At 68.7% G+C, this 22,482-nt stretch carries 25 protein-coding genes; 10 read left to right on the top strand and 15 right to left on the bottom strand.

The genetic code is table 11. The features are described from left to right. Positions 1-28: 28 nt before the first annotated feature. Positions 29-952 (bottom strand): PaaI family thioesterase, encoded by a 924-nt coding sequence (locus ACLBW1_RS13380; RefSeq protein ID WP_447812336.1) that lies wholly within the window; start codon positions 950-952, stop codon positions 29-31. A gap of 52 nt (positions 953-1,004) precedes the next feature. Between ACLBW1_RS13380 and ACLBW1_RS13375 the strand changes: the two genes are divergently transcribed. The 4 genes from ACLBW1_RS13375 to ACLBW1_RS13360 all read left to right on the top strand — a co-directional run bounded on the left by ACLBW1_RS13375 (position 1,005) and on the right by ACLBW1_RS13360 (position 3,833). Further along, the gene (locus tag ACLBW1_RS13375) at positions 1,005-1,376 is read left to right on the top strand and encodes a hypothetical protein (RefSeq protein ID WP_447812335.1); all 372 of its coding nucleotides are present in this window, start codon (positions 1,005-1,007) and stop codon (positions 1,374-1,376) included. 65 nt (positions 1,377-1,441) lie between these two features. Further along, a complete protein-coding gene (locus tag ACLBW1_RS13370; protein WP_447812334.1) occupies positions 1,442-2,071 on the top strand; it encodes an ABC transporter ATP-binding protein in 630 nt (209 codons plus the stop codon). Beyond that, positions 2,068-3,237 (top strand): DUF6297 family protein, encoded by a 1,170-nt coding sequence (locus ACLBW1_RS13365; protein ID WP_447812333.1) that lies wholly within the window; start codon positions 2,068-2,070, stop codon positions 3,235-3,237. The genes ACLBW1_RS13370 and ACLBW1_RS13365 overlap by 4 nt, the downstream gene beginning before the upstream one ends. A 74-nt stretch (positions 3,238-3,311) precedes the next feature. Beyond that, entirely contained in the window at positions 3,312-3,833 is a 522-nt protein-coding gene (locus tag ACLBW1_RS13360; protein WP_447812332.1) for a hypothetical protein, read from the top strand. A 29-nt stretch (positions 3,834-3,862) separates the two neighbouring features. Here the strand turns inward: ACLBW1_RS13360 and ACLBW1_RS13355 are convergent, their stop codons facing one another. From ACLBW1_RS13355 to ACLBW1_RS13320, 8 genes are read right to left on the bottom strand one after another with little or no spacing between them, the layout of a single operon-like run. Next, positions 3,863-5,497 carry an acyl-CoA synthetase gene (locus ACLBW1_RS13355; protein WP_447812331.1) on the bottom strand — a complete coding sequence of 545 codons (1,635 nt, stop codon included), beginning with the start codon at positions 5,495-5,497 and terminating at the stop codon, positions 3,863-3,865. Between the two features lie 10 nt (positions 5,498-5,507). Next, positions 5,508-6,767 carry a hypothetical protein gene (locus ACLBW1_RS13350; protein ID WP_447812330.1) on the bottom strand — a complete coding sequence of 420 codons (1,260 nt, stop codon included), beginning with the start codon at positions 6,765-6,767 and terminating at the stop codon, positions 5,508-5,510. 12 nt (positions 6,768-6,779) lie between these two features. Further along, positions 6,780-7,331 (bottom strand): nuclear transport factor 2 family protein, encoded by a 552-nt coding sequence (locus ACLBW1_RS13345; protein ID WP_447812329.1) that lies wholly within the window; start codon positions 7,329-7,331, stop codon positions 6,780-6,782. 6 nt (positions 7,332-7,337) lie between these two features. Further along, the gene (locus tag ACLBW1_RS13340; protein WP_447812328.1) at positions 7,338-7,538 is read right to left on the bottom strand and encodes a ferredoxin; all 201 of its coding nucleotides are present in this window, start codon (positions 7,536-7,538) and stop codon (positions 7,338-7,340) included. Then, positions 7,535-8,881 (bottom strand): cytochrome P450, encoded by a 1,347-nt coding sequence (locus tag ACLBW1_RS13335; protein ID WP_447812327.1) that lies wholly within the window; start codon positions 8,879-8,881, stop codon positions 7,535-7,537. The genes ACLBW1_RS13340 and ACLBW1_RS13335 overlap by 4 nt, the downstream gene beginning before the upstream one ends. Next, the gene (locus ACLBW1_RS13330; RefSeq protein ID WP_447812326.1) at positions 8,878-9,693 is read right to left on the bottom strand and encodes an SDR family oxidoreductase; all 816 of its coding nucleotides are present in this window, start codon (positions 9,691-9,693) and stop codon (positions 8,878-8,880) included. The genes ACLBW1_RS13335 and ACLBW1_RS13330 overlap by 4 nt, the downstream gene beginning before the upstream one ends. Then, a complete protein-coding gene (locus ACLBW1_RS13325) occupies positions 9,694-10,920 on the bottom strand; it encodes a cytochrome P450 (RefSeq protein WP_447812962.1) in 1,227 nt (408 codons plus the stop codon). An 8-nt stretch (positions 10,921-10,928) separates the two neighbouring features. Then, a complete protein-coding gene (locus ACLBW1_RS13320) occupies positions 10,929-11,537 on the bottom strand; it encodes a TetR/AcrR family transcriptional regulator (protein WP_447812325.1) in 609 nt (202 codons plus the stop codon). A 64-nt stretch (positions 11,538-11,601) separates the two neighbouring features. On the opposite strand from ACLBW1_RS13320, the gene ACLBW1_RS13315 reads away from it, so the two are divergent. Genes ACLBW1_RS13315 through ACLBW1_RS13295 form a run of 5 tightly spaced genes read left to right on the top strand, consistent with a single transcriptional unit; the run spans position 11,602 to position 16,416 of the window. Then, positions 11,602-13,092: an aldehyde dehydrogenase gene (locus ACLBW1_RS13315; RefSeq protein ID WP_447812324.1), complete on the top strand. Its 1,491-nt coding sequence runs from the start codon at positions 11,602-11,604 to the stop codon at positions 13,090-13,092. A gap of 42 nt (positions 13,093-13,134) precedes the next feature. Beyond that, complete coding sequence (locus ACLBW1_RS13310) at positions 13,135-13,863, top strand: SDR family oxidoreductase (protein ID WP_447812323.1); 729 nt, start codon at positions 13,135-13,137, stop codon at positions 13,861-13,863. Beyond that, on the top strand, positions 13,860-14,768 hold the full coding sequence (locus ACLBW1_RS13305; protein WP_447812322.1) for an NAD(P)-dependent oxidoreductase: 909 nt from the start codon (positions 13,860-13,862) through the stop codon (positions 14,766-14,768). The genes ACLBW1_RS13310 and ACLBW1_RS13305 overlap by 4 nt, the downstream gene beginning before the upstream one ends. Beyond that, positions 14,765-15,175 carry a carboxymuconolactone decarboxylase family protein gene (locus ACLBW1_RS13300; protein ID WP_447812321.1) on the top strand — a complete coding sequence of 137 codons (411 nt, stop codon included), beginning with the start codon at positions 14,765-14,767 and terminating at the stop codon, positions 15,173-15,175. Before ACLBW1_RS13305 ends, ACLBW1_RS13300 begins: the two co-directional genes overlap by 4 nt. Continuing rightward, the gene (locus tag ACLBW1_RS13295) at positions 15,172-16,416 is read left to right on the top strand and encodes a cytochrome P450 (protein ID WP_447812320.1); all 1,245 of its coding nucleotides are present in this window, start codon (positions 15,172-15,174) and stop codon (positions 16,414-16,416) included. Before ACLBW1_RS13300 ends, ACLBW1_RS13295 begins: the two co-directional genes overlap by 4 nt. Here ACLBW1_RS13295 and ACLBW1_RS13290 read toward each other — a convergent pair. Then, on the bottom strand, positions 16,404-16,691 hold the full coding sequence (locus ACLBW1_RS13290) for a DUF2277 domain-containing protein (protein ID WP_447812319.1): 288 nt from the start codon (positions 16,689-16,691) through the stop codon (positions 16,404-16,406). The genes ACLBW1_RS13295 and ACLBW1_RS13290 overlap by 13 nt on opposite strands. A gap of 34 nt (positions 16,692-16,725) precedes the next feature. Further along, on the bottom strand, positions 16,726-17,697 hold the full coding sequence (locus ACLBW1_RS13285; protein WP_447812318.1) for an NADPH:quinone oxidoreductase family protein: 972 nt from the start codon (positions 17,695-17,697) through the stop codon (positions 16,726-16,728). Between the two features lie 40 nt (positions 17,698-17,737). Between ACLBW1_RS13285 and ACLBW1_RS13280 the strand changes: the two genes are divergently transcribed. Continuing rightward, entirely contained in the window at positions 17,738-18,403 is a 666-nt protein-coding gene (locus ACLBW1_RS13280) for a class I SAM-dependent methyltransferase (RefSeq protein WP_447812317.1), read from the top strand. A gap of 84 nt (positions 18,404-18,487) precedes the next feature. On the opposite strand, the gene ACLBW1_RS13275 is transcribed toward ACLBW1_RS13280, so the two are convergent. Genes ACLBW1_RS13275 through ACLBW1_RS13260 form a run of 4 tightly spaced genes read right to left on the bottom strand, consistent with a single transcriptional unit; the run spans position 18,488 to position 22,469 of the window. Next, positions 18,488-19,336 carry an LLM class F420-dependent oxidoreductase gene (locus tag ACLBW1_RS13275; protein WP_447812316.1) on the bottom strand — a complete coding sequence of 283 codons (849 nt, stop codon included), beginning with the start codon at positions 19,334-19,336 and terminating at the stop codon, positions 18,488-18,490. A gap of 51 nt (positions 19,337-19,387) precedes the next feature. After that, positions 19,388-20,500, bottom strand: coding sequence for a prenyltransferase (locus ACLBW1_RS13270; RefSeq protein ID WP_447812315.1), 1,113 nt, complete (start codon positions 20,498-20,500; stop codon positions 19,388-19,390). A gap of 3 nt (positions 20,501-20,503) precedes the next feature. Next, entirely contained in the window at positions 20,504-21,217 is a 714-nt protein-coding gene (locus tag ACLBW1_RS13265) for a class I SAM-dependent methyltransferase (protein WP_447812314.1), read from the bottom strand. Further along, on the bottom strand, positions 21,204-22,469 hold the full coding sequence (locus ACLBW1_RS13260) for a glycosyltransferase family 4 protein (protein ID WP_447812313.1): 1,266 nt from the start codon (positions 22,467-22,469) through the stop codon (positions 21,204-21,206). The genes ACLBW1_RS13265 and ACLBW1_RS13260 overlap by 14 nt, the downstream gene beginning before the upstream one ends. Positions 22,470-22,482 lie beyond the last annotated feature (13 nt).

The following is a 22,482-nucleotide window of genomic DNA, read 5'->3' as shown; positions in this document are numbered from 1 at the left end:
TGCTTGTTTTTCGGGCCAGAACGCCTTCTCAGCCGAATCGGACGTTCGCGGTGGCGCTCGCGAGAAGGGTGCCGTCGGCCTGGGTGAAGGTCGCGGAGACGGCACCGAGGCGACGACCGATCCGTTCCGGTCGGGTCGTGACCAGCAGATCACCCGCATCGAGAGGCGGCGATCGGAAGAAGTCGATCGCGAAGTCGCTGATGGTGTGCGTCTGGCCGGGCGCGGTGTGGGCTTGACCGGTCAGCGAGCAGCCCTGCGCGGCGATGGCCGCGATCACCCCGCCGTGCATGGTCCCCAGCGGGTTGGCCATCCACGCAGCGGGCGTGCACACGAGGCCGGGCCCCGTGCCGCGTGCGGGATCACCCGCTATGACCGACAGCGACAGGAGTTCCGCGAGGGGGCCCGCGGCGAGCCGACCGGCCGCGACGGCCTCGACGACCTGCGCGCCGGTGAGCGCGGGATCGATACGCGGCGGCACGTCCGTGGCAGTGCCCAGGGTGTCGGGGACTGCTCGCCCGCCGTCGGCCTCGTACGGGCTGCGCCCCCGTGCGAGCAGTTCCGGATCGAACACCCGACCCGTGCGGGCGTTGCGGACGAGGACCGATCCACGCAGCCGACCCGTCGAATCGGTCACCTCGACCGTGGTGAGGCCGAACTGGCCTCCGTCGTCGCGCAGCGTCGCCTGCGCGCTGAGCACCCCCTCCGGCTCGATGGCGTCACCGGCGGTGGCGAACGCAAGTCGAGCCTGCACAACGCCGCGGTCGGGACCGGTGGCCACCACGAAGGGGCCGCCGCCGACGGTGTCGACGAGGACGGCATACGCGGCGAGTTCGATCCGTCCGCGATGATCGACGAGAGCCGGTCCCAGACGTTGGCGCATCGTCGCCACGGTGCCCGACGGGGAGTCCCCTCCCACTCCGAAAGCGGCCAGGGCGTCGACGGGGGTTGTCATGTCTACACTCGTATCCCACGGCGTGTACGTCCGACGATCAGGGAGGTGGCGAATGAGGTCGAGAACACACTCGGTCGCCTTCCTGCCCTCGACCTCGGCGCTCGCGACCGCCGTGCTGACCATCGCCTGGTGGCTGACCATGATCGGGCTCACGACTCCATCGCCACCACACGTCGGTGTCGCGCTCACCTCGGCCGCCATCGGTGCCACCGTCATCGCCCTCGCGTCGCACCCGCAGGCGCGTTCGACCCTGTCGCGCTGGGTGTTCCGATGCGTGACCGCCGGTCGCGGTGTCGTCCCACCGGGCACGGGCCATCGGTGGACGAGCGCACACCGCGCCCCGCGTACACCCGCATCCCACCAGCGCGCTCTCACACGCGCGGCCCGTCCACGTGCGCCCGGCCAGGGGTTCGTCACCGCCTGACCGCGACTGTCGCTGCGTCAGGTGGTCTCACCATCCCCTGACCCCACGCACCGAAAGTCTCTGCCGTGCTGCACATCGATCGTCTCTGCCTGTCCGCAGGCGACACCACCCTGTTCACCGATCTCACCCTCGATCTCGACGCGGGCCGATGCCTCGCCGTCACCGGGGCCAACGGCTCCGGGAAATCGACCCTCCTGCGGGCCATCGCCGGTCTACGCCATCCCGATTCGGGTTCGGTCACCCTTCGCGCCTCCGCCGGCGACGACGTGGTCGCCGACGACACCGACGGTCGGTTCCGGGCGCTGGTGGCGGTCGAACTCGGCGACGACGCCACCTTCGCCGAGCTGACCGTCGCCGAACATCTCGATCTCGTCGGCGCGGCCCACGGGGTCGACGACGGCTCCCGGGTAGCCGACACCCTCGCCGATGCAGGCATCGCCGATCTGGCCGACCGCTTCCCGCACACCCTCTCGACCGGCCAGCGGCAGCGGTTCGCACTGTGCGCGGTCTGGATTCGTCCCGCGCGACTGATCGTGCTCGACGAACCCGAGGCCGGCCTCGACGCGGCCGGACGGGACTGGGTGGCACAACGGATCGAACAGGTTGTCGCCGACGGCCGGTCGGTGGTGGTCGCCACCCACAGCGCGGAACTCGTGACGCGCTGCGCCCACACGACGGTGGCGGTGGGCCGATGAGTGTCACCCGCGACGACGCGCCCGGGATCGTCATGACGGGCGCGATCGTCGCCGGTCTCGGGTGGTATCTCCTGCAGCCACAACGCGTCGCGACGGTCGTCGGCGTGGCCCACGACGTGGCGCATCCGACGATGGTGCTCGTCGGATGGGCGATCGCGCTCTGCGCGCTGGCGGTCGGGACCATGGTGTGGTGGTGGGGGCCGGTGCGGGTCTCTCGCGCCGAGGCGGTGTGGCGCCTGTCCGGTCCCAGCGGCCGTGGACCCGTCCTGGCGCGCCGCCGACGACGAGCCGCGGGGGTCACTCTCGTCGGATGCCTCGCCACCGCGACCGTCGTCGCCGTGCTGGACTGGTCTGCGATCCCGCCCGTCCTCGGCGCGGGTGTCGTTGCCGCGGTGACCATCTTGTCGGTGTGCACGTGGCACCAGCACCGCGCGAGTGAGCGTTTCTCGGGGCGCCCGCGACGGGGACGTCACCGCTGGTCGGTGGAACATCTCCACCGCGATGCCTTCGCTCCCGACGACGGATTCATCGCGGCGGTGCGCCTGGCCGCGGTGACCCTCGACCTCGGGTGGATCGACACCGCGCGGATCGTCCGGTGGCAGTCGGCCCGCTCGTCGACACGCAGTCGCCGTCTCGACGGCAACCGTATCCGCGCGATGATCCTCGCCGATGTGCTCCGATTGATCCGTCGCCGCGGCGATCTCGTGCTCGTCGCCGTCGTCCTGGTTGTCGTCGTCGCACTCCCCCAGACGCTGTACCTCACCTCGGTCGGACCGGCCGTGGCGACGGTGCTGGCGTATCGCGCGGGATGTGCGTGGGCCTCGGGTTTGCGGCGATTGGCCGAGACCCCGGCGCTGCGGCGGGCATTCGGCGGATCAGATCTCGAGGTGACCGCGATCCACTCGGTGGTCCCGGTGTCCGGTGTGCTCATCTGCTGCACGGTCGTCGCCCTCACCTGGCATCTGTCGCTGTCCGTGGTGCTCGTCGTCGCCGTCGGATCGGCGATCGCGACAGTGCGTCGCTCCACGCGACCCGACCTTCCCTTCGACGCGCCGGTCTACATCACCGGTCAAGGAGGAGCCACGCAGCCGCTGCTGCTGCTCGCCATGGTCCGTGGCCCGGTCGCCGTGGTGATCACCGGCCTGCTCGCCGCGCTCGTCGCGTGACGGACGACGGGGACGTTGCGATCAGCCCGACCGGGAACCTGTTCCGCGATGGTGCCGGCCACGACGATGTCGTCATGAGGAGACACGTCATCGGTCTGACGACAGGCGTCGTGGGTGCCGCCGCGGCGGCGCTCGCGTGGGGTGGTGGCGGACTCGCGGGGGCGGCACCACTGGTCATCGACCCCGCGGTCCCGCCGAACGGGATCGCTGCGCCCGGATACCCGCGAGGTCCGCTGCTGACACCACCCGGCTCGCCGATCCAGTTGCCGACCCCGACGGTCACCGACGACGGTGACCGGACGTTCTACCGGTCGTACCCGTTCTTCGCCGACTGGTTCCACCGTGCGGTGCCCGTGCCCTCCCACACCGCGCTCGACGCGGCCGGTGGTGTCGAGCTGACCGTCACCGACCCCGTGACCCATCGCACGGTGGACGCCGGGGTCGCCGGTCACTGCCTGTTCGTCGGGCGGGGCCTACCTGCCGATCCGGCATCGGATCCGGCGGTGCGCACAATCAGACTCCCCAGCATTCGTGTCGACACCGGCATCCTGAAGATCAGCATCGACCCCACCGCATTCGTGTCGGCGGATCGGTAGCAGTTCGTCCCGCTCAGCGGGACGTTCTGCTACGCCGGTGGGCCGGGGGCGAGCTCGCCGCGGTCGTCCCGGGCCGGGTTCTGCGACGTCGAGACCGATTGCGCCCAGCGGTAATCGGGCTTGCCGCTGGGCATCCGGCGGATGGCGTCGACGAGCCACCACACGCGTGGGACCTTGTACCCGGCGAGTGTCGTGCGCAGGTGGGCGTCGACGTCGTCGAGGTCGATGGGTCCCCTCGCGGCGATCACCGCGGCCACCCGATGGCCGTAGCGATCGTCGGGGACGCCGAGAACCGTGGCGTCGCCGACCGCGGGATGCGATTTCAACACGCCCTCGACCTCCTCGACGAACACCTTCTCGCCACCGGTGTTCACCACCTGCGAACCGCGCCCGAGAAGGGTTATCGCGCCGTCGGACTCGAGGCGAGCACGGTCGCCGCTGACCACCATGCGCACGCCCTCGTGTTCGCGGAAGATGGCGGCCGTTTGTGCCGCGTCGCCGTGGTACCCGATGGGCAGGTGACCGGTCTTGGCGAACCAGCCCTCCCCCGGCCCGGTCAGCGGGACGCCGTCATCGTCGATCACCGTGGCGCCTCGACCCGCGGGCACGCGCGGCCCACCGGCATGGTCGGCGGTGACGAAGGCGGTGTCGGCCGCCGAATAGACCCGTATCCCGCCGAAACCCGTCTCCGACGACCCGATGGAGTCACTGATCGCCACCGTCGGCACCAACTCCAGCAGTCGCGCCTTGAGCGCCGGCGAGAACAGCGCCGCACCAGAGCTGACCGCCAACAGACTCGACGTGTCGACGGGCTCACCGGCGGCATCGCGTGCCACGAGTTCGTCGATCAGCGGGCGACCCATCGCGTCACCGGTGATGACCATGATGTTCGGCCGACACCGGTCGACGACACGCCACACCCGCGTCGCGTCGAAACGGGCCTGCAGGATCACGGTGTTGCCGGAGAACAGCGCGCCGAGCGTCGGCATGAGACCCGAGACGTGGATCAGTGGCGGCAGCATGAGGAACCGCATGCCGTCGGCACTTTGCGCCGCACGGGCCGATTGCGCCCACTCGTCGGGCAACGGCTCACCGGAATAGGAGTCGATGCCGCCGCCCAGGACTCGCCACATGTCCGACTGGCGCCACATCACACCCTTCGGTGCCCCGGTGGTGCCTCCGGTGTAGAGCAGGAACAGGTCGTCGCCGCTGCGCTCCACCGCCTCCCGGTCGGCCGACACACCGGCCAGCTGCTCGTCGAGGTCGGGACCGGTGACCAGCACCGTCGGCCGGATGCCACCGGTGAGCGCGGCGGCGTCGTCGGCGACCTCGGCCCACTCGCGCTGGGTCACCACCGCGACGACCGCGGCGTCGGTGTAGATGTGGGCCGCCTCGTCGGGCCGGTATCGGTAGTTGACGTTCACCGGGACGGCGCGGATCTTGTACGCGGCCAGGAACACCGCGAGCGCGTCGGCGTCGTTGTGCATGTGCACGCCCACGTGATCGCCCCGGCCGACACCACGGTCGGCGAGCAGGCGCGCCCACCGGTTGGCCCTGCCCTCGAGGTCGGAGTAGGTGTGGTGCTCGTCGCCGTCGATCACCGCCACCCGATCGGGAACCGCGTCGACGGCGTGCTCGAAGAGGTCGGCCAGGTTCTGCGCCACGACAGGACTCCTACACCGGGGTGATCGAGAGGGGCGTGATCGATCGGGGGGCGCCGCGATCGTCGAATCGGAAGTCGGCGCCGCCGCTGAAACGGACGACGGCGACCTCCTTGCGTTCGCGTTGCTCGGTGCCCCAGCCGATGTCGACGGTGAGGAACCCCTCCTCGATCCGGGCCCCCTGCACGATCCAGTGCGGATCGACCGCGGTGGCGATCGCCTGCAGCGGGAGCAGGTTGTCGGGATCGAGGTGGACCAGCCAGCTGTGGTCGGCGACGGCGGCGCTGCCCTGCGGGATGCGCACCGACACGCCCGCATCGGCGCCCGCGCCGGTGGTGACGACGCCCAGACCGACGTACTGTTCCGGGCCCAGCGCCGGATGGAGCGACAGCACTCTGGCCAGACCTGCTGCGTCGCCGCTGATCCCGAGAGCGGAACGAATCCGCTCGGCGGTCAGACCGGCGATCCCGGTGACCGCTTTGACGACCAGTTCCCGTGCGTGGGCGGCCGACGTGCGACGCGACACCGCACCGATGAACCCCATGATGAGCAGCTGATGCTGCACCGCCACCTCCTCGGCGGTCCGCACGAGTGTGCTGTGGGCCCAGTCGCGGAACTGCAGGTCGTCGAGGAGATCACGCGAGTAGTCGTTCCAGCCCTTCTCGGAGTGGTCGATCGCCGAGAGCTCGAGTTCGGCTGCACGGGTGGCGAACATCGTGTGCGTGTAGTCCGGCAACTCGAGCTCGTCGCGATCCGGTTCGATGGTCACCAGCCATTCGCAGTGCGGGGTGCGGTTCTCCGGTCGGCGCGGCGGCCGATGCACCGGGCGGATACGCGCCCGCCTGTTGGTCGCGATGGCGGTCGCGTCGAAGGTCGGGTCCTCGATGTCGTGACACATCGCGGTCACGTAGTCCTCACCCATCGGCTCCACGTCCATCAGTGCGCCGCAGTGGTCGAGCACGAAGCTGCCGTGGTGTTCGTCGATCACCGAGTAGCGGAAGTCCATGAACTGCGGGGGCGCGCCGATGTCGAGCTGCAGGCACTTGAACATGTCCACCACACCGTCCCCGTCGACGCCCATGGCCCTGCGCATGCGCGCGGTGTAGACCGGACTCGCGGCCATCCACTCCTCGATGGCCACCTGCGCCATCACGTCCCGCCCGAAGTCGCCGATGACATGGGCCATCGCACTGCGGTCGATCAGCTGGCCGGCGAGCAACAGTTCGGGGACCAGGATGGCCAACTCGTGCTGGGACAGTTCGGAATACGACACCTCAGGCGATCCTCACCACATCGGGACGGGGGTCTGGTTGAGCGGATACCAACCCGGCAACCGCTCGGTCGCGTTCGCCACACGGTTCATCCGCGCGCTCATGCCCTCGGTGAGGACGCCGTCGGTGATCATCTCCATGAACAGGGCGACCACGTTGCCGTAGTCGAAGAAGTCCCGTTGCCAACGGAACTGGAAGTCGCCGCCGTACTTGAACCAACTGCCCTGGATGCCCTCCAGCGCATACCGCGTGCCGTCGGCGCGTGTCCCGTCGAACACCTGCTTCCACAGGCCGAGCATGTCTCCGGTCTTCTCGTCGATCACCCAGGACTGGTACGGGTAGGTCCAGCCGTCGAGTCCGTCCATCTCGTACCCGATCGCGATGTCACGGATCTCGTCGCGGCCGACGGCCATGAAGTCGTCCTTGGGTCCGTAGTTCCAGCCGTAGGTGGCGTCGGCGGTGTAGAACTCGGCGAGATTGCGCCAGTTGCCCGCCTCCTCGCCCTCTCGGTTCGCCTGCAGCCAGCGCTCGACCATCTCGTCGAGTTCGGATCGGTCAAAAGCCATGTGGATCTAGCCTTCCTGGTCGGCCACGAGTCGCAGGGCCTGTGTGGGGCAGTACTGGACGGCGCGTTCGACGTCGTCCCGGTCGCTGTCGTCGGGGCGGTCCTGTCGCAACTCGACGTGATCGCGGAACGCCTCGAACACCTCCGGCGCCTCCATCTCGCACATGCCGTGTCCCTGACAGAGGTCGCGGTCGATCTCGATCCTCATCGGACGCGCCTGCGATAGGACACCCGACACGGCTGCTGCAGCTGCACCACCATCTTCGAGTGGTCGTTGCGATACGAGTCCGACGGCTGGGCCATCTCGAACTCATAGTTCTGCAGCAGCACCGAGAAGATCGCCTTGAGCTGCATGATCGCGAATTGCGCTCCGACACAACGGTGTCGACCGGCACCGAACGGGATCCAGGTCCACCGGTTCGCGAGATCTTCCTGACGTGGCTTCTGGTAGCGGGCGGGGTCGAAGGCGTCGGGATCGGGGAAGTCCTCGGGCAGCCTGTTCGAGATCGCGGGCGACACCGCAATGGACTGACCGGCGGCGATCTCGACATCGGAGATGTGGATGTCGTTCTGCACCACGCGCATGAGGATGATCAGCGGAGGGTGCAGGCGCAAGGCCTCTTTCAGCGCGGCCTCCACCTTCGGCATCTGCCGGGTGTGGGCGAAGGTGTACTCCGGACGCTCGCCGGCGGGGGTGTCGCCGTAGATCTCGTCGAGCTCGTCGTACACCTGCGCCATGTACTCGGGGTGCCGGAGCAGTTCGATGAGTGTCCAGGCGGCGGTGCCCGAGGTGGTGTGGTGCCCGGCGAACATCATCGAGATGAACATGCCGGTGATGGTGTTGGAGTCGAAACCCACCGACACCAGCACGTCCATCAGATCGCGATCCTCCTTGTCCACCGGAGGATTGGCGATGCGGTCGTTCATCACGCCCTGGATGAACTCCTGCAACTCGGTGCGGGATTCGTCGCGCTTGCGGAAGCTCTCGATGTCGGCGTGGTAATCGACGTAGGCGATCGGGTCGGTGCCCTTCTCCAGGTCGTGGAACAGGTGGGCGATGTGACCGGTCAACTGCTCCCGGAACTTTCGCCCGATCAGGCAGGCCGACGACGTGTACAGCGTCAGCTCGGCGAAGAATTCCAGCAGGTCGATCTCGCCCTTGTCACCCCAGTCGGCGATGATGCGTTCGACCTCGTTCGGGATCGTGATCGCGTGCTGCTTCATGTGTTGGGCCTTGAGCGCCGAGTTGTGGATGGCCTGCGACCGTTCCTCGGGACTCGCATCGAACACGACGCCCTCACCGAAGATCGGTGTCATGAACGGGTAGGCGGCGGCCTGGTCGAGATCCTCCTCGGGCGCCCGGAAGAACTCCTCGTTGGCCGTGGCCCCGGTCACCAGCACGATCTCGCGGTCGGCGAGCTGGAACTGCCCCACATCGCCGCACTCGTCGCGGATACGCCAGAACAGGCCGATGGGATCCGACGCCAGCTCGTCGAGGTGACCGTGTTCGCCCTCTCCACCGGACACGCGGGCTGGTCTGGTCAGGGTCATGCGGTGTCTCCTTGCTGGGGCTTCTCGGGCTGGGAGGAGTCGCGGATCGGCGCTTCTGCCTCGACCTCGACGAGGCGCATGTGCGCACCGCGGGGCATCGTCACGACGGTGGTGATGGCGGTCGCGAGGTGGACCGGTTTGAGGAAGAAGCCGTGGCGCGCGAACCCGAAGGTCACCCAGTCGTTCAACATCGCCGCGGCGGTGTCGGCGTCGAAGTTGGTGCCCATTCCGGTCATGGTCTGACCGGGGCGGACGAGGCTGGCGCGCACGCCGGTGCCCTCGAGTTCCTGACGGGCCACCAGGGCCAGTGCCTCGACACCGGCCTTGGCCGCCGCGTAGGCCCCCATGTGCGGTCGCGGGTCGGCGGCCACGTCGGAACTGATGAACACGACATCGCCACGGCGACGGTCGATCATCTCCGGGACGATCCGGCGATACAGCCGCTGCGCGCCCAACAGATGGATGGTGACCTGGTTCGCGAACTCCTCGTCGGACATCTCGAAGGTGCGCCCGGGCCAGAGATCACCCGCACCGGACACGACGACCTCGAGCGGGCCCAGTTCGGCCTCGGCCTTCGTGATGCACTCGTCGATCGAGGCGACGTCGGTGATGTCGAGCGGAACCGCGATGGCCTCGCCGCCGGCCGCGACGATCTTCTCGACGAACTCCTGCGACCTCTCGACCCGGCGGGCGCCGAGGGCGACGGGATGTCCTGCGGCGGCGAGCATCACACCGGTGGCCGCACCGATACCCGATGATCCACCGGCGATGAGGACCGGTCGCCGCTCGGGGTGCCCGGGATAGCGCGGCATCTATCGCGCCGTCACGGTCATCGGGAGGCTCGCAAATCCTCGCACGTTCACCGAGTGCACGCGGACCGCGTTGTCGAGGTCGAGCTCGATCGTCGACACCGACTTCACGATCTCGGTCAGGGCCACGTTCGCCTCGAGGCGAGCGAGATGCGCACCGAGGCAGAAGTGGGTCCCGAGACCGAAGCTGGTGAGCGCCTGCGAACTGTCCCTGCCGATCTGATAGACGTCAGGGTCGTCGAACACGTCGTCGTCGCGGTTGGCCGATCCCAGGAGCAGCAGCACGCGTTGACCCGCCGGGATGGTGTAGCCGCCGTACTCGACATCCTCGAGGACGCGGCGCAACACCATCTGTGTCGAGTTGTCGTAGCGCAGTGTCTCCTCGGTCCACGCCGGGACCGCCTGAGGATCGTTCAGCGGCTTGGCGAGCTCGTCGGGGTTCACCGAGGCCCAATAGATCGCGTTGGCGAGCAGTTTCGTGGTCGTCTCGTTACCCGCGACGATCATCAGGATCAGGAAGCCGATGATCTCGTCGGTGGTCAGCCGCGTCGGTTCCCCGGCCTGCTCCCCCGCCAGTTCGTCACCGGCGACCTCGGCATCGATCAGGACCGAGACCATGTCCGACCCGGGATTCGCGCGGCGGTCGTCGATGAGATCCGAATAGTACTGCGCCAGAGCGAAGTAGGCATCGACGGCGGCGGGAGGTACGTCGAAGACACCCTCGTCGCGGTGGATCAGATCGTCGGAGAGCTGACGCAGTCGTGCACGGTCGGCCTCCGGCACCACGAGCAGTTCCGACACCACGTCCATGGGGAGCAGGCCGGCGAAGTCCGAGACGTAATCGAACTCCCCCATCTCCAGACACCGGTCCCAGTGCTGACGCGCGAGTTCGGTGATGCGCTCGGTCTGCTGATGGACGCGGTTCGGTGTGAACCCCTTCGACACCAGCTTGCGGATGCGCATGTGTTTCGGATCGTCCAGCGCCAGAAACGACATCGCCATGTGTGCGTCGGGGCCGTAGGCGGCCGGGTCGAGCGACACGCCCCAGCTGTTGGACAGCCGCGGCGCATCGCGGAAGGCCGTCCGCACATCGGCGTGCCTGGAGAGCGCCCAGAAGTCCTTGTCGGCGTTGTAGTAGACGGGTGCCTCCGCCCTCAGTCGCGCATAGGTCGGGTACGGGTCGTCGTGGAACGCGTAGTCGTACGGATCGAACGGCACGGTCGTCTCCATGCCGGTGGTCACGACAGTTCCTCCAGCAGGAGCTTGGCGGCGTCGGCCAACCGGTCGGCGATGTCGGAGTACGACCCGTACCCCATGCCCGCGCGAACCAGCGCGCCGGAATACAGCATCTCGAGCAGCTCGATCCGGCGGTCGTCGGAGTCCATGGGCACGCCGAGTGCGGCGGCGAGGCGTTCGCGGATGAAGCCGCCCACCCGGAGGCGTAGGTGCTCGACGTCGGGGTCGCTGCCGAGCAGCGCGACCGTCACCGCGCCGGCGAGCTGGTCCTCGCCGGCCACCACGAGCGCGACGTGCCGCAGGACGTCGGCCGCGCGTGCCGCAGGCGGCGACGACGAGTCGGGTTCGGGAACGGAGGTGACCAGCATGCGCCAGAACAGCTCCGCCACGATGTGGTTCTTCGAGCTGAAGTAGGTGTACGCCGTGGCCGGGGCGACCCCGGCGCGCTTGGCGACCGAGCGGATCGTCATCCCCTCGAAACCGTCCTCGCCCAACACCTCCCGTGCTGCCTCGGTGAGCTTCGCGACGGTCTCGGCCTGCTGGTTCGTCAGCCGCCGACGCGTGGACTCGTGCGAACTGGGGCCGGATTCACCGAATACGGGGGTGGACATGACCGTCACGCTACATTAGCTTTGAACGCGAGTCCAGACACGTGTCCAGATAGGAGTTCGGCCCATGGTGCAGCCCGACGTCGCCGTACGGACGCTACGCCCGGCGGTGAGCTCGGACCTCCTCATCGACGGGGAACTCCGCCCCGGTTCCGGCGGAACGTTCGAGATCGTCAACCCGGCCACCGAAGAGGTCATCGGCCTCGCCGCGGACGGCACCGCCGCCGACATGGACGCCGCGATCGCATCCGCCCGCAACGCCTTCGACACGACCTCCTGGTCGCGCGATCACGCGTTCCGCGCCCGGTGCCTGCGTCAACTGCGAGATGCGTTGCAGGGCCACATCGAGGAGCTGCGCGAGATCACCATCGCCGAGGTGGGGGCGCCGGCGTTCCTCACCTCCGGCCCGCAGCTGGAGGGCCCGATCGCCGATCTCGGTTACTGCGCCGATCTCGCCGAGACCTTCGCCTGGGAGACCGATCTGGGGCGTGCCGAACCGATGGGCATCCCGAACAACCGGAGGCTCAAGCGCGAGGCGGCCGGCGTCGTCGGGGCGATCACCCCGTGGAACTTCCCCCACCAGATCAACTTCGCGAAGATCGGCCCGGCACTCGCCGCGGGGTGCACTGTCGTGCTCAAGCCCGCCCCCGACACCCCCTGGTGTGCAGCACTGATCGGCACGGTGATCGCCACCGAGACCGACATCCCGGCCGGTGTCATCAACATCGTCACCTCCAGCGATCACGCCGTCGGCGCCCAGCTCTCCACCGACCCGCGGGTCGACATCGTCTCGTTCACCGGCTCCACCGCCACCGGCAAAGCCGTGATGACCGCCGCCGCAGGCACTCTCAAGAGGGTGTTCCTCGAACTCGGCGGCAAGTCGGCGTTCATCGTGCTCGACGACGCCGATCTGAAGGCCGCGTGCTCGATGGCCGGGTTCAGCGTGGTCACCCACGCCGGGCAGGGCTGTGCCATCACCACCCGACTGCTGGTGCCCCGCGAGCGGTACGACGACGCCATCCGCTATACCCGGAAGGCGATGGCGGGCCTCGAGGCCGGCGACCCGACCGACCCGGGCACCATCTGCGGCCCGGTCATCTCGGCCGTCCAGCGCGATCGGGTGGAGTCCTACATCGCGCTCGCCAGAGAGGAGGGCGGCACCGTCGAGATCGGTGGCGGCCGACCGGAGAACCACCCGAGGGGCTTCTTCGTCGAGCCCACCCTCATCTCCGGTCTCGACAACTCCGCGCGCGCGGCGCAGGAGGAGATCTTCGGTCCGGTGCTCGTGATCATCCCGCACGACGGCGACGACGACGCGATCCGCATCGCCAACGACTCGCCCTACGGATTGTCCGGCGCGGTGTGGGGTACCGATCCCGACCGCATCGCCCACGTCGTCGACGGTGTACGCACCGGGACCATGAGCGTCAACGGCGGCATCTGGTACGGCGCCGACGTCCCCTTCGGCGGATACAAACAGTCCGGGATCGGACGCGAGATGGGCGCACTCGGTTTCGAGGAATACCTCGAGACCAAGGCCGTCGCCACCCCGGCCTGATCGATCCCATCCCACGAACACCCCTGCAGAGAAGAGCAACACATGAGGTTCGAAGGAAAGACCGCCATCGTCACCGGAGCCGCGGGTGGCATCGGTGAGGGCTACGCACGAGCACTCGCCGCGGAGGGGGCCAACGTGGTGATCGCCGACCTGTCCGACGAGGCGGGCGAGAAGGTCGCGGCCGACATCGGCGGGCTCTACGTCCACACCGACGTCGCCGACGAGGACTCCGCCAAAGCGCTGGCACAGGCCACCCTCGACGCGTACGGCCAGATCGATCACCTCATCAACAACGCCGCCATCTACGGCGGCATGCAACTCGACTTCCTCATCACCGTGCCGTGGGACTACTACAAGAAATTCATGAGCGTGAACCTCGACGGAGCGCTCAACGTGACCCGCGCGGTCTATGGCCACATGAAGCCGGGCAGCGCCATCGTCAACCAGTCCTCCACCGCCGCATGGCTCTACAGCGGCTTCTACGGTCTGGCCAAGGTCGGGATCAACGGCCTCACCCAGCAGCTCGCGACCGAGCTCGGCGGTTCCGGGATCCGCGTCAACGCGATCGCGCCCGGCCCCATCGACACCGAGGCCACCCGATCCACCACGCCGGGCAAGATGGTCGCCGACATCGTGAAGAAGCTGCCGCTGTCGCGGATGGGCACCCCGAAGGATCTCGAGGGCACGTGCCTGTTCCTACTGTCCGACGAGGCCTCCTGGATCACCGGACAGATATTCAATGTCGATGGCGGACAGATCATCCGATCATGACGGCCGCAGGTACCGACACGGCGTTCGGGATCGGGTTCATCGGCCTGGGCAACATGGGTGCCCCCATCGCGCAGCGGTTCGTCGCGTGGCCCGGCGGCCTCACCGTCTGCGACGCCCGCCCCGAGGCGACCGAGAAGGTGGTCGCGGCGGGTGCCACCGCGGTCGCCACCGCCGCCGAGGTCGCAGCGACCGCACGCGTCATCTCCGTCACCGTGCTCGACGACGCTCAGGTGCGCTCGGTGATCACCGGTCCGGGCGGCATTCTCGAGACCGCGACGCCGGGAACCGTGATCGCCGTGCACTCCACGATCGCGCCGGCCACGGCGATCGATCTCGCCGAGGTCTGCGCCGCGCACGGTGTCGACCTCGTCGACGCACCGGTCTCCGGTGGCGCCCCCGGCGCCGAACAGGGCCGGCTGGCCATCATGGTCGGCGGTCCGCGTCCCGCCTACGAGACGGTCAAGCCGGTGTTCGCACTCGTCTCGGACATGACCATCCACGCAGGCGAGGTGGGCGCGGGCACCCGGATGAAGTTGGCACGCAACCTCCTCCACTTCATCTCGTTCACCGCGACCACCGAGGCCGCCCGCCTGGCCGAGGCCGCGGGTATCGACCTGGTGAAGCTCGGCAAGGTGGTCCGTCACACCGACGCGATCACCGGCGGCGCGGGCGCGATCATGCTGCGCGACACCACCGCGCCGATCGCGGACGACGACTTCTGGCACTCGGTGTTCACCCATGTGCGCGGCCTGGGTGAGAAGGACGTCGCGCTCGCATTGGATCTCGCCGACCAACTCGGTGTGGACCTGCCTCTGGGCCGAATCACGTTGGACCGGATCGGCGACGGACTCGGCGTCGGACCGGGCGAGATCGCCACCCATCACCGGAACGGAGTCACCCGATGACCGAGACGAACGAGCAGCCCCAATCAGAGCAGCCCCAGTCCGAGCGGCGCCGCAAAGGCCTGGCCAAGATGGCCGAGGTCTACGGTTTCGATCTCTCCGACGGGCCCGGCGACTACTTCGCCCACACCGCCGACCACCTGTTCGGCGAGGTGTGGACCCGGGAGGGGCTCACCGTCCGCGACCGGCGTCTGTTGCTGCTCGGTGCTCTCGCCGCATCCGGCCTCGACGACGTCGCCGAGATCCAGGCCGGGGCCGCACTGGGCAACGGGGAACTCGAACCCGACCAGCTCCGCGAGATCGCCCTGTTCCTCTGCTACTACATCGGCTGGCCACTCGGCACCAAGCTCAACTTCACCTTCGGCAGGGTCATCGACAACCACGCACGGTCTGCGAGAGAAGACAGATGACGGACCTGCCCACGCGATGTCCGTTCGGGGCCGGCTGGGATCTCACCGATCCCGCTCTGCTCGAGAACGGCATGCCCCACACCGAGTTCGCGCAGATGCGCGAGACCAAACGCATCTTCTGGATCGATCAGGATCCCGCGGTCGGGCCGTTCCGCGACAACGGCTACTGGGTCGCGACCCGTCACGCCGACATCCGGGCCATCTCGAAGAACTCGACGGATTGGTCGAGCAACACCCAGGGCGCCGTGATGCGTCTGCCCGACATGATGACCCCGGAACTGCTCGAGTACACCAAGGCCATGCTGATCAACCACGATCCGCCGGAACACACCCGGCTGCGCAAGGTGGTGTCGCGGCTGTTCACCCCGCGCGCGGTCAACGCGCTCCACGACATCCTCGACGCCCGAGCCCGCGAGATCGTCACCGCCGCGATCGCAGGCGGCACCGGGAACTTCGTCGACGACGTCGCGGTGGACCTGCCGCTGACGGCGATCGCCGACCTCATCGGCGTGCCCGCCGAGGACCGGGAGAAGTTGTTCGCGTGGACCAATGCGGTGATGAACACCGACGACCCCGACTACGGCGACATCGATGCCGCCGATGCGAACGCGCAACTGCTCGGCTACGCGTACGCGATGGCCGAGGACAGGCGCAGGAACCCGGCCTCCGACATCATCACCACCCTGGTGAACGCCGACGTCGACGGTGAGGCCCTCGACGAGGCCGAGTTCGGCTTCTTCGTCATCCTGATCGCCGTGGCCGGCAACGAGACCACTCGCAACGCGATCACGCACGGCATGAACGCGTTTCTCGACCACCCGGTCCAGTGGGAGCTGTTCAAGCGCGATCGTCCCGCCACCGCCGCCGACGAGGTGATCCGCTGGGCGACGCCCGTGCACTGTTTCCAGCGGACCGCGATCAACGACGTGACGCTCGGCGACGTCACCGTCGGCGCCGGCGAGCGCGTCGGGATGTTCTACAGCTCCGCCAACTTCGACGACGACGTGTTCGCGAACCCGAGGACATTCGACATCACGCGGAATCCCAACCCGCACCTGGCCTTCGGTGGTAGCGGCGCGCACTACTGCGTCGGGGCGAACCTGGCCCGCATGGAGGTCGACATCATGTTCAACGCCCTCGCCGACCTCGCACCGGACATCACCAAGCTGGCCGATCCCACCCGACTGCGGTCGGGCTGGATCAACGGCGTCAAGGACCTACCCGTCGCCTACCGCGGCTGACCGGCGGCCGCACGCGCGGCGATGCGGGCCGCCACCTCGGGCCGACGCAGCGGCGGAACGGTGCGGGGCGGTTGGCGCCGCGCCGGGAGGGCGTCGAGCAGCGTGGTGGTCGCCGCGGTCACGGTCGCCACCGCGGCCTCGAACGCCTCGACGTTCGCCGGGGAGGTCTTCGCGATCCCACTCACCTTGCGGACGTACTGGCGCGCGGCGGCCTCTATCTCGACCGCGGTCGCAGGCGGTTCCAGTCCGCGTAGTTCGGTGATGTTGCGACACATGATGTCTCCCCGATCGAGGTGGCGGTGGGTGGGACTAGTCGGCGATGTGGATGACCGCCTTGCCGAGGATCTGCCCGTTCTCGAGGTCCGAGAGAGCCTGCGGCAGTTCGGCGAGCGGATAGGTCCGGTTGACCGGCGGGCGCATCCCGTCGGCGATCATGGTGGTCAACTGCTCGTGCAGCTCGCTCGGCAGGTCGGGGTGGGTACGAAGGTACTCGCCCCACGCCGCACCGACGACAGCGATGTTGCGGAACAGCACGCGGTTCAACTTCACCTGCGGGATGCCGCCGGCGGCGAACCCGATGACCACGAACCGGCCGTCGGTGGCGACCTGACGCAGCGCCTCGTCGAACACCTCGCCACCCACCGGGTCGATGAGGACGTCGACGCCGGCGCCGCCGGTGAGCTCCTTCACCCGGTCACCCCAGCCGTCGGTGAGCGACACGACCTCGTCGGCCCCGGTGGCGCGCAACATCTCCTCGGCTCCGTTGCGGTGCACGATCGCGATGACGCGCGCGCCGAGCGCCTTGGCCACGGCGATGGTGGCCACGCCCACGCCGCCCGCGCTGCCGAGCACGCCGACGGTCTCGCCGGGCTGCAGGTGCGCGCGGGTCTGCAGCGCGAACAGGGCGGTCTGGAAGTTGATGCCGAGCGCGGCACCCTCGTCGAAGGTGAGGCCCTCGGGGATCGGGAGCAACTGCGCGGGCGCCGCGGCGACCTTCTCGGCGAAGCCCCCGACGACCGACATCACCAGCACACGGTCCCCCACCGAGTACCCCGACCCATCGGGTGCCTCGGCGACCACGCCTGCCACCTCGGTGCCGGGCGTGAACGGTGTGGGCAGGCGGAGCTGGTACTTGCCCTGCGACATCAGCAGGTCGGGGAAACACACCCCGCACGATTTGATGTCGACGAGGACCTGCCCTTCGGCGGGGGTGGGGTCGTCGACGTCGGTCAGTGCCAGCCCGCCCGGGCCGGTCTCGGAGGTGAGCACCTGTGCCTTCATGCGGGTAACCCTACGCGGGCGGGCGGAATAGGATCGGCGCATGACCACACCTCGTGCCGACGCCGGTGTCGCACCCACCGACGCCCAGATCGCCGCCGCCGACGCTGCCCCCGGCTTCATGCCTGCCGATGAGGCTTTGGCCCTGTACAGCGTTGCGCGCCAGTATCTGTCGAAAGACGACGCGGTCGGCATCGGCGTCGAGATCGGTACCTACTGCGGAAAGTCGACGGTGTACCTCGGCGCCGCGGCGCAGCCGTCGAACGCCACTGTGGTCACCATCGATCACCATCGCGGATCGGAGGAGCACCAGCCCGGATGGGAGTACCACGACACCGCGCTGGTCGACCCGCACACCGGAACCCTCGACACCTCGGCGCGGTTCCGGCGCACCATGTTCGACGCCGGGCTCGAGGAGACCGTGATCGGGATGCTGACCCGATCGACGACCGCCGCCCGGGTGTGGGGCAAGCCCGCCGACTTCGTGTTCATCGACGGTGGACACAGCAGCGAGGCCGCGCAGGGCGACCTCGCCGCCTGGTCACCCTGGGTGCGGGTCGGTGGCGCCCTGCTCATCCACGACGTGTTCCCCGATCCCGCCGACGGCGGTCGGCCCCCGTTCGAGATCTACGAGAAGGCGCTGGCCTCCGGCGATTTCACCGAGGTCGGCGTCCACGGCTCGTTGCGCGTACTCGAGCGGATCCGCTGACACGCCACCGACATCGTCCGTGGTGAAAGTCGCCTCCGGCATGGTGCCGGAGGCGGCCCTCTACTCGGACGATCTCGGTCGGTTCTAGGCGAGACCGAGCTGGCCGGCGCGCTTCGCGAGGTAGCCGCGGGCGGTCTCGACGTCCTGGTCGGGGACGCCGTAGAGCGCGAGGGTGACACCGAGATCGTCCCAGCGCGAGAGCTTCTCGGGGTCGGGCCTGCCGTCGAGTGCGACGATCTGCGGCGTCCCGGTCCTACCGTGGTCGGCCCAGATCTTCTGGAGCAGGCGCACCGAGTCGTCGATGTCGGTGTCGGTGGGGGTGGTGAGCCAGCCGTCGGCGTTCTTGGCGATCCAGGTGAAGTTCTTCTCGGTGGCACCGGCCCCGACGATCACCGGCACCCCGGGCTGCTGGGCGGTCTTGGGCCACGCCCAGCTCGGCCCGAACTGCACGAACTCCCCGGAGTACTCGGCCTCCTCCTGCGACCACAGCGCACGCATCGCCTCGAGGTATTCGCGCAGCATGGTGCGACGCCGCCCGGCGGGCACGTGGTGGTCACCGAGCTCGTCCAGATTCCAGCCGAATCCGACGCCGAGCGTGACCCGACCGTCGGACAGGTGGTCGAGGGTGGCGATCTGCTTGGCCAGGGTCAGCGGGTCGGACTGCACGGGCAGCGCGACCGCGGTCCCCAGGCGGATCCGTGTGGTGACCGCGGCGGCCGCGCCCAGCGACACCCACGGGTCGAGGGTCCGCATGTAGCGGTCGTCGGGCAGCGAGGCATCACCGGTCTGCGGGTGCGCCGCGTCGCGGCGGGTGGGGATGTGGCTGTGTTCGGGCACGAAGTACGCGGCGAAACCCGCTTCCTCCACGAGCGGGGCCAGGACCGCGGGCCGGAGACCGCGATCGCTCGTGAACTGCACGATTCCGTATTCCATCGGTCCTCCGGAGTCCGCGCCCGTCAGCTCGACGCGCGTCTGGACACCAGTCTAGGCAATTGTGCAGTCGCAGGAAAGGCCGGGCACCTCCGCGGCCGGGACGGTGACATCGCCCAGCGGATCGGCGTCACGGAAGATGCCGTTGGCGTTCGAGGTACGACTGAGCGCATCGGCGGCGAGCACCACCGCCGCCGACGTCCAGCAACTCTTCTCCACCGGCCACCGTTTGCCGTCGGAGAACACCAGGCCCGTCCAGTAGGAGCCGTCGGGGTCGCGCAGGTGCTGCATGTCGGCGAACAAGCGGCAGGCGTCGGCGTCGTCGCCCAGGCAGTCCATCGCCAACACCAGCTCGCACGTCTCCGCCCCGGTCACCCACGGCCGGTGATCGACGCACCGGATGCCGAGTCCATCGACGACGAACTCGTCCCACCGCTGCGCGATCAGTTCCTGACCCGCCCGCCCGCGGACCGCACCGCCGAGCACGGGGTAGTACCAGTCCATCGAGTGATCCGACGGGGGCAGGAAGTGTCCGGTGTGTCGACGCAGCGCGTGCCCGAGTCGCATCTGCGCGTCACGCCAGGCCGGCGCCGGCTGACCGATCGCCTCGGCGATGAGCGCAGCACAGCCCAGCGACTGGTGGATGCTGGCGCTGCCGGTGAGCATCGCCGACTCGAACACCCCGTCGGCCAGTCCGAACTGGCCGCCGGTGTGCGGCAACGGATGTCCGCCACCCCAGTACATCTGACCGCTCGGCGCCTGAAAACGCAGGACGAGGTCGATCGCCGCCCACACCGTGGGCCACATGTGCTCGAGGAACGCACGATCGCCGGTGATGAGGTGGTGGTGCCACACCCCGACGGCGATGTAGGCGCAGAAGTTGGCGTCGGTGTTGGCGTCGGCGACACGGCCGTTCACGAACTTGATGGGCCACGACCCGTCGGGGCGCTGGGTGCGTCGCGACCACTCGTAGGCCTTTTCGGCCTCGGCGAGCATCCCCGTCACCGACAACGCCATCGCCGACTCGATGTGATCCCACGGATCGGTCTGGCCGCCGGGGAACCACGGCAGCGCACCCGACGGCTCCTGCATGGCCGCGATCGCGGCGCCGGTCTCGCGGCACTGCTCGGAGGTCAGGACGCCCGGTACGGAAGGTGTCCGGGCCATACCTCAGGCGGGTTTCGTCAGGTACAGGACGACGGACTTGCCGAACAGCGGGTTCAGGGCGCGCTCGGCGACCCGGGTGAGGGCCGGGGCGCTCATCATGTCCCACACCAGCATCCGGTGATATCCCTTGACCAGCGGGTTGTCGTTGTTCTCGACCCCGACGGCGCACTTGAGCCACCAGTACGGCGCGTGCAGCGCGTGGCGATGATCGGAGCCGGTGACCTCGAGGCCGGCGGCGGTGAGCTTTGCAGCGAGTTCCGACGCGCGGTAGATGCGCACGTGGCCACCCTCGTTGGCGTGATACTGGTCGGAGAACGCCCAGCAGACGCGTTCGGGCCAGTGGCGGGGCACGGTGACCGCGGCGCGCCCACCGGGCTTGAGGATGCGCACCATCTCGGCCATGGCCTCGGTGTCGGCGGGTACGTGTTCGAGGATCTCCGACATCAGGACGACGTCGAAACTGTTGTCCGCGTAGGGAAGATGCAGCGCGTCGCCGACCTCGGTGCGCGCCTTGGCCGAGGCGGGCACCTGCTTCTCGGCGATCATGGCGTCGAACATCTCCGACACCTCACCCATGTCCGACTCGGACTGATCGAAGGCGATGACGTCGGCACCGCGCCGGAACATCTCGTAGGAGTGCCGCCCCTGGCCGGCCCCGATGTCGATCGCCGTGGTTCCCGACGTCACGCCGAGGCGGTCGAAATCAACTGTCAGCACGGGCATCTCCTGTGGTCTTCGCGGCAATCGCACGCGTGTAGTGGGCAGCGGTCCGCGCGGCGACGGCCGACCAGCTGTAGCGCGACTGCACCCGCGCGCGGCCGCCGGCACCGAGCCGCGTCCGCAGTGCGGGGTCGTCGAGCAGTCGTCCGATCGCCGACGCCAGGGCGCCGGAGTCCATGGGGGGCACGTGCAGTGAGGCCTCGCCGTCGGCGCCCGCCACCTCGGGGATCGCCCCGGCGGTGGTGGCCACCAGCGGCGTGCCGCAGCTCATCGCCTCGATGACCGGCAGTGAGAACCCCTCGTAGAGCGACGGCACGCAGGCGACCTCGGCTGACGAGATCAGTTCTCCGAGTTCGGTGTCGGTCAGTCCCGACACCACCGAGACGCGGTCGGCGATCGCGAGATCGCTGATCATGCGCGCGCTGGGACCTTCGGGATCGAGTTTGGACACCAGCACCAGTTCGATCGCGCGCTCGGCCCCGAGCTTGGCGACCGCCTCGAGCAGGTACGAGACACCTTTGAGTGGCGCATCGGCGCTCGCCACGCACACCACGCGACCGGGCGCGCGTTCCCCGCGCGGCCGGAAGATCTCGGTGTCGACCCCGAGCGGGATCGTCTCGATGACACCGGGTTCGATGTCGAACGCCTTTCGGATGTCGACCTCGCTGCTCTTCGACACGGTGAGAAGCGCGGGGATCCTCCGCGACACACTCCCCTGCATGCGGGCGAAGGCGTGCCACCGCATGGCGGTGAGTTTGCGCCAGCCCTTCGCGGCCTTCACGGCCAGGGTGCGGTCGCGGGTGATCGGGTGGTGGATGGTCGCGACCACCGGCAGCCCGCGGCGCTGGATGTCGAGCAGACCCCAACCGAGACACTGGTTGTCGTGCACGACGTCGAAATCGTCTTTACGGGCCTTGAGGATTCGCGCCATCCGCAGACTGAATGTCAACGGCTCGGGGAATCCCGCGGTCCACATGGTCGCGACCTCGAGCAGGTCGATCCAGTCGCGGATCTCGCTCGGACGCGGCGTCCGGAACGGGTCCGGCTCGCCATAGAGGTCGAGACTGGGCACCTTCGTCAGGCGCACACCGTGATTCAGGGCGACGTCGTCGAGGTCGGGGTACGGCTGACCGGAGAACACCTCCACGCTGTGGCCGAGAACGGCGAGTTCACGCGCGAGATGGCGGACATAGACGCCCTGGCCACCGCAGTGGGGTTTGCTCCGGTAGGACAGCAGAGCGATGCGCACGCACGACCCTCTT

It is taken from the genome of Williamsia sp. M5A3_1d (assembly GCF_053345315.1).
The sequence above is the reverse complement of the archived record's forward strand: the minus strand, read 5'-3'. Positions and strand labels throughout refer to the sequence as shown.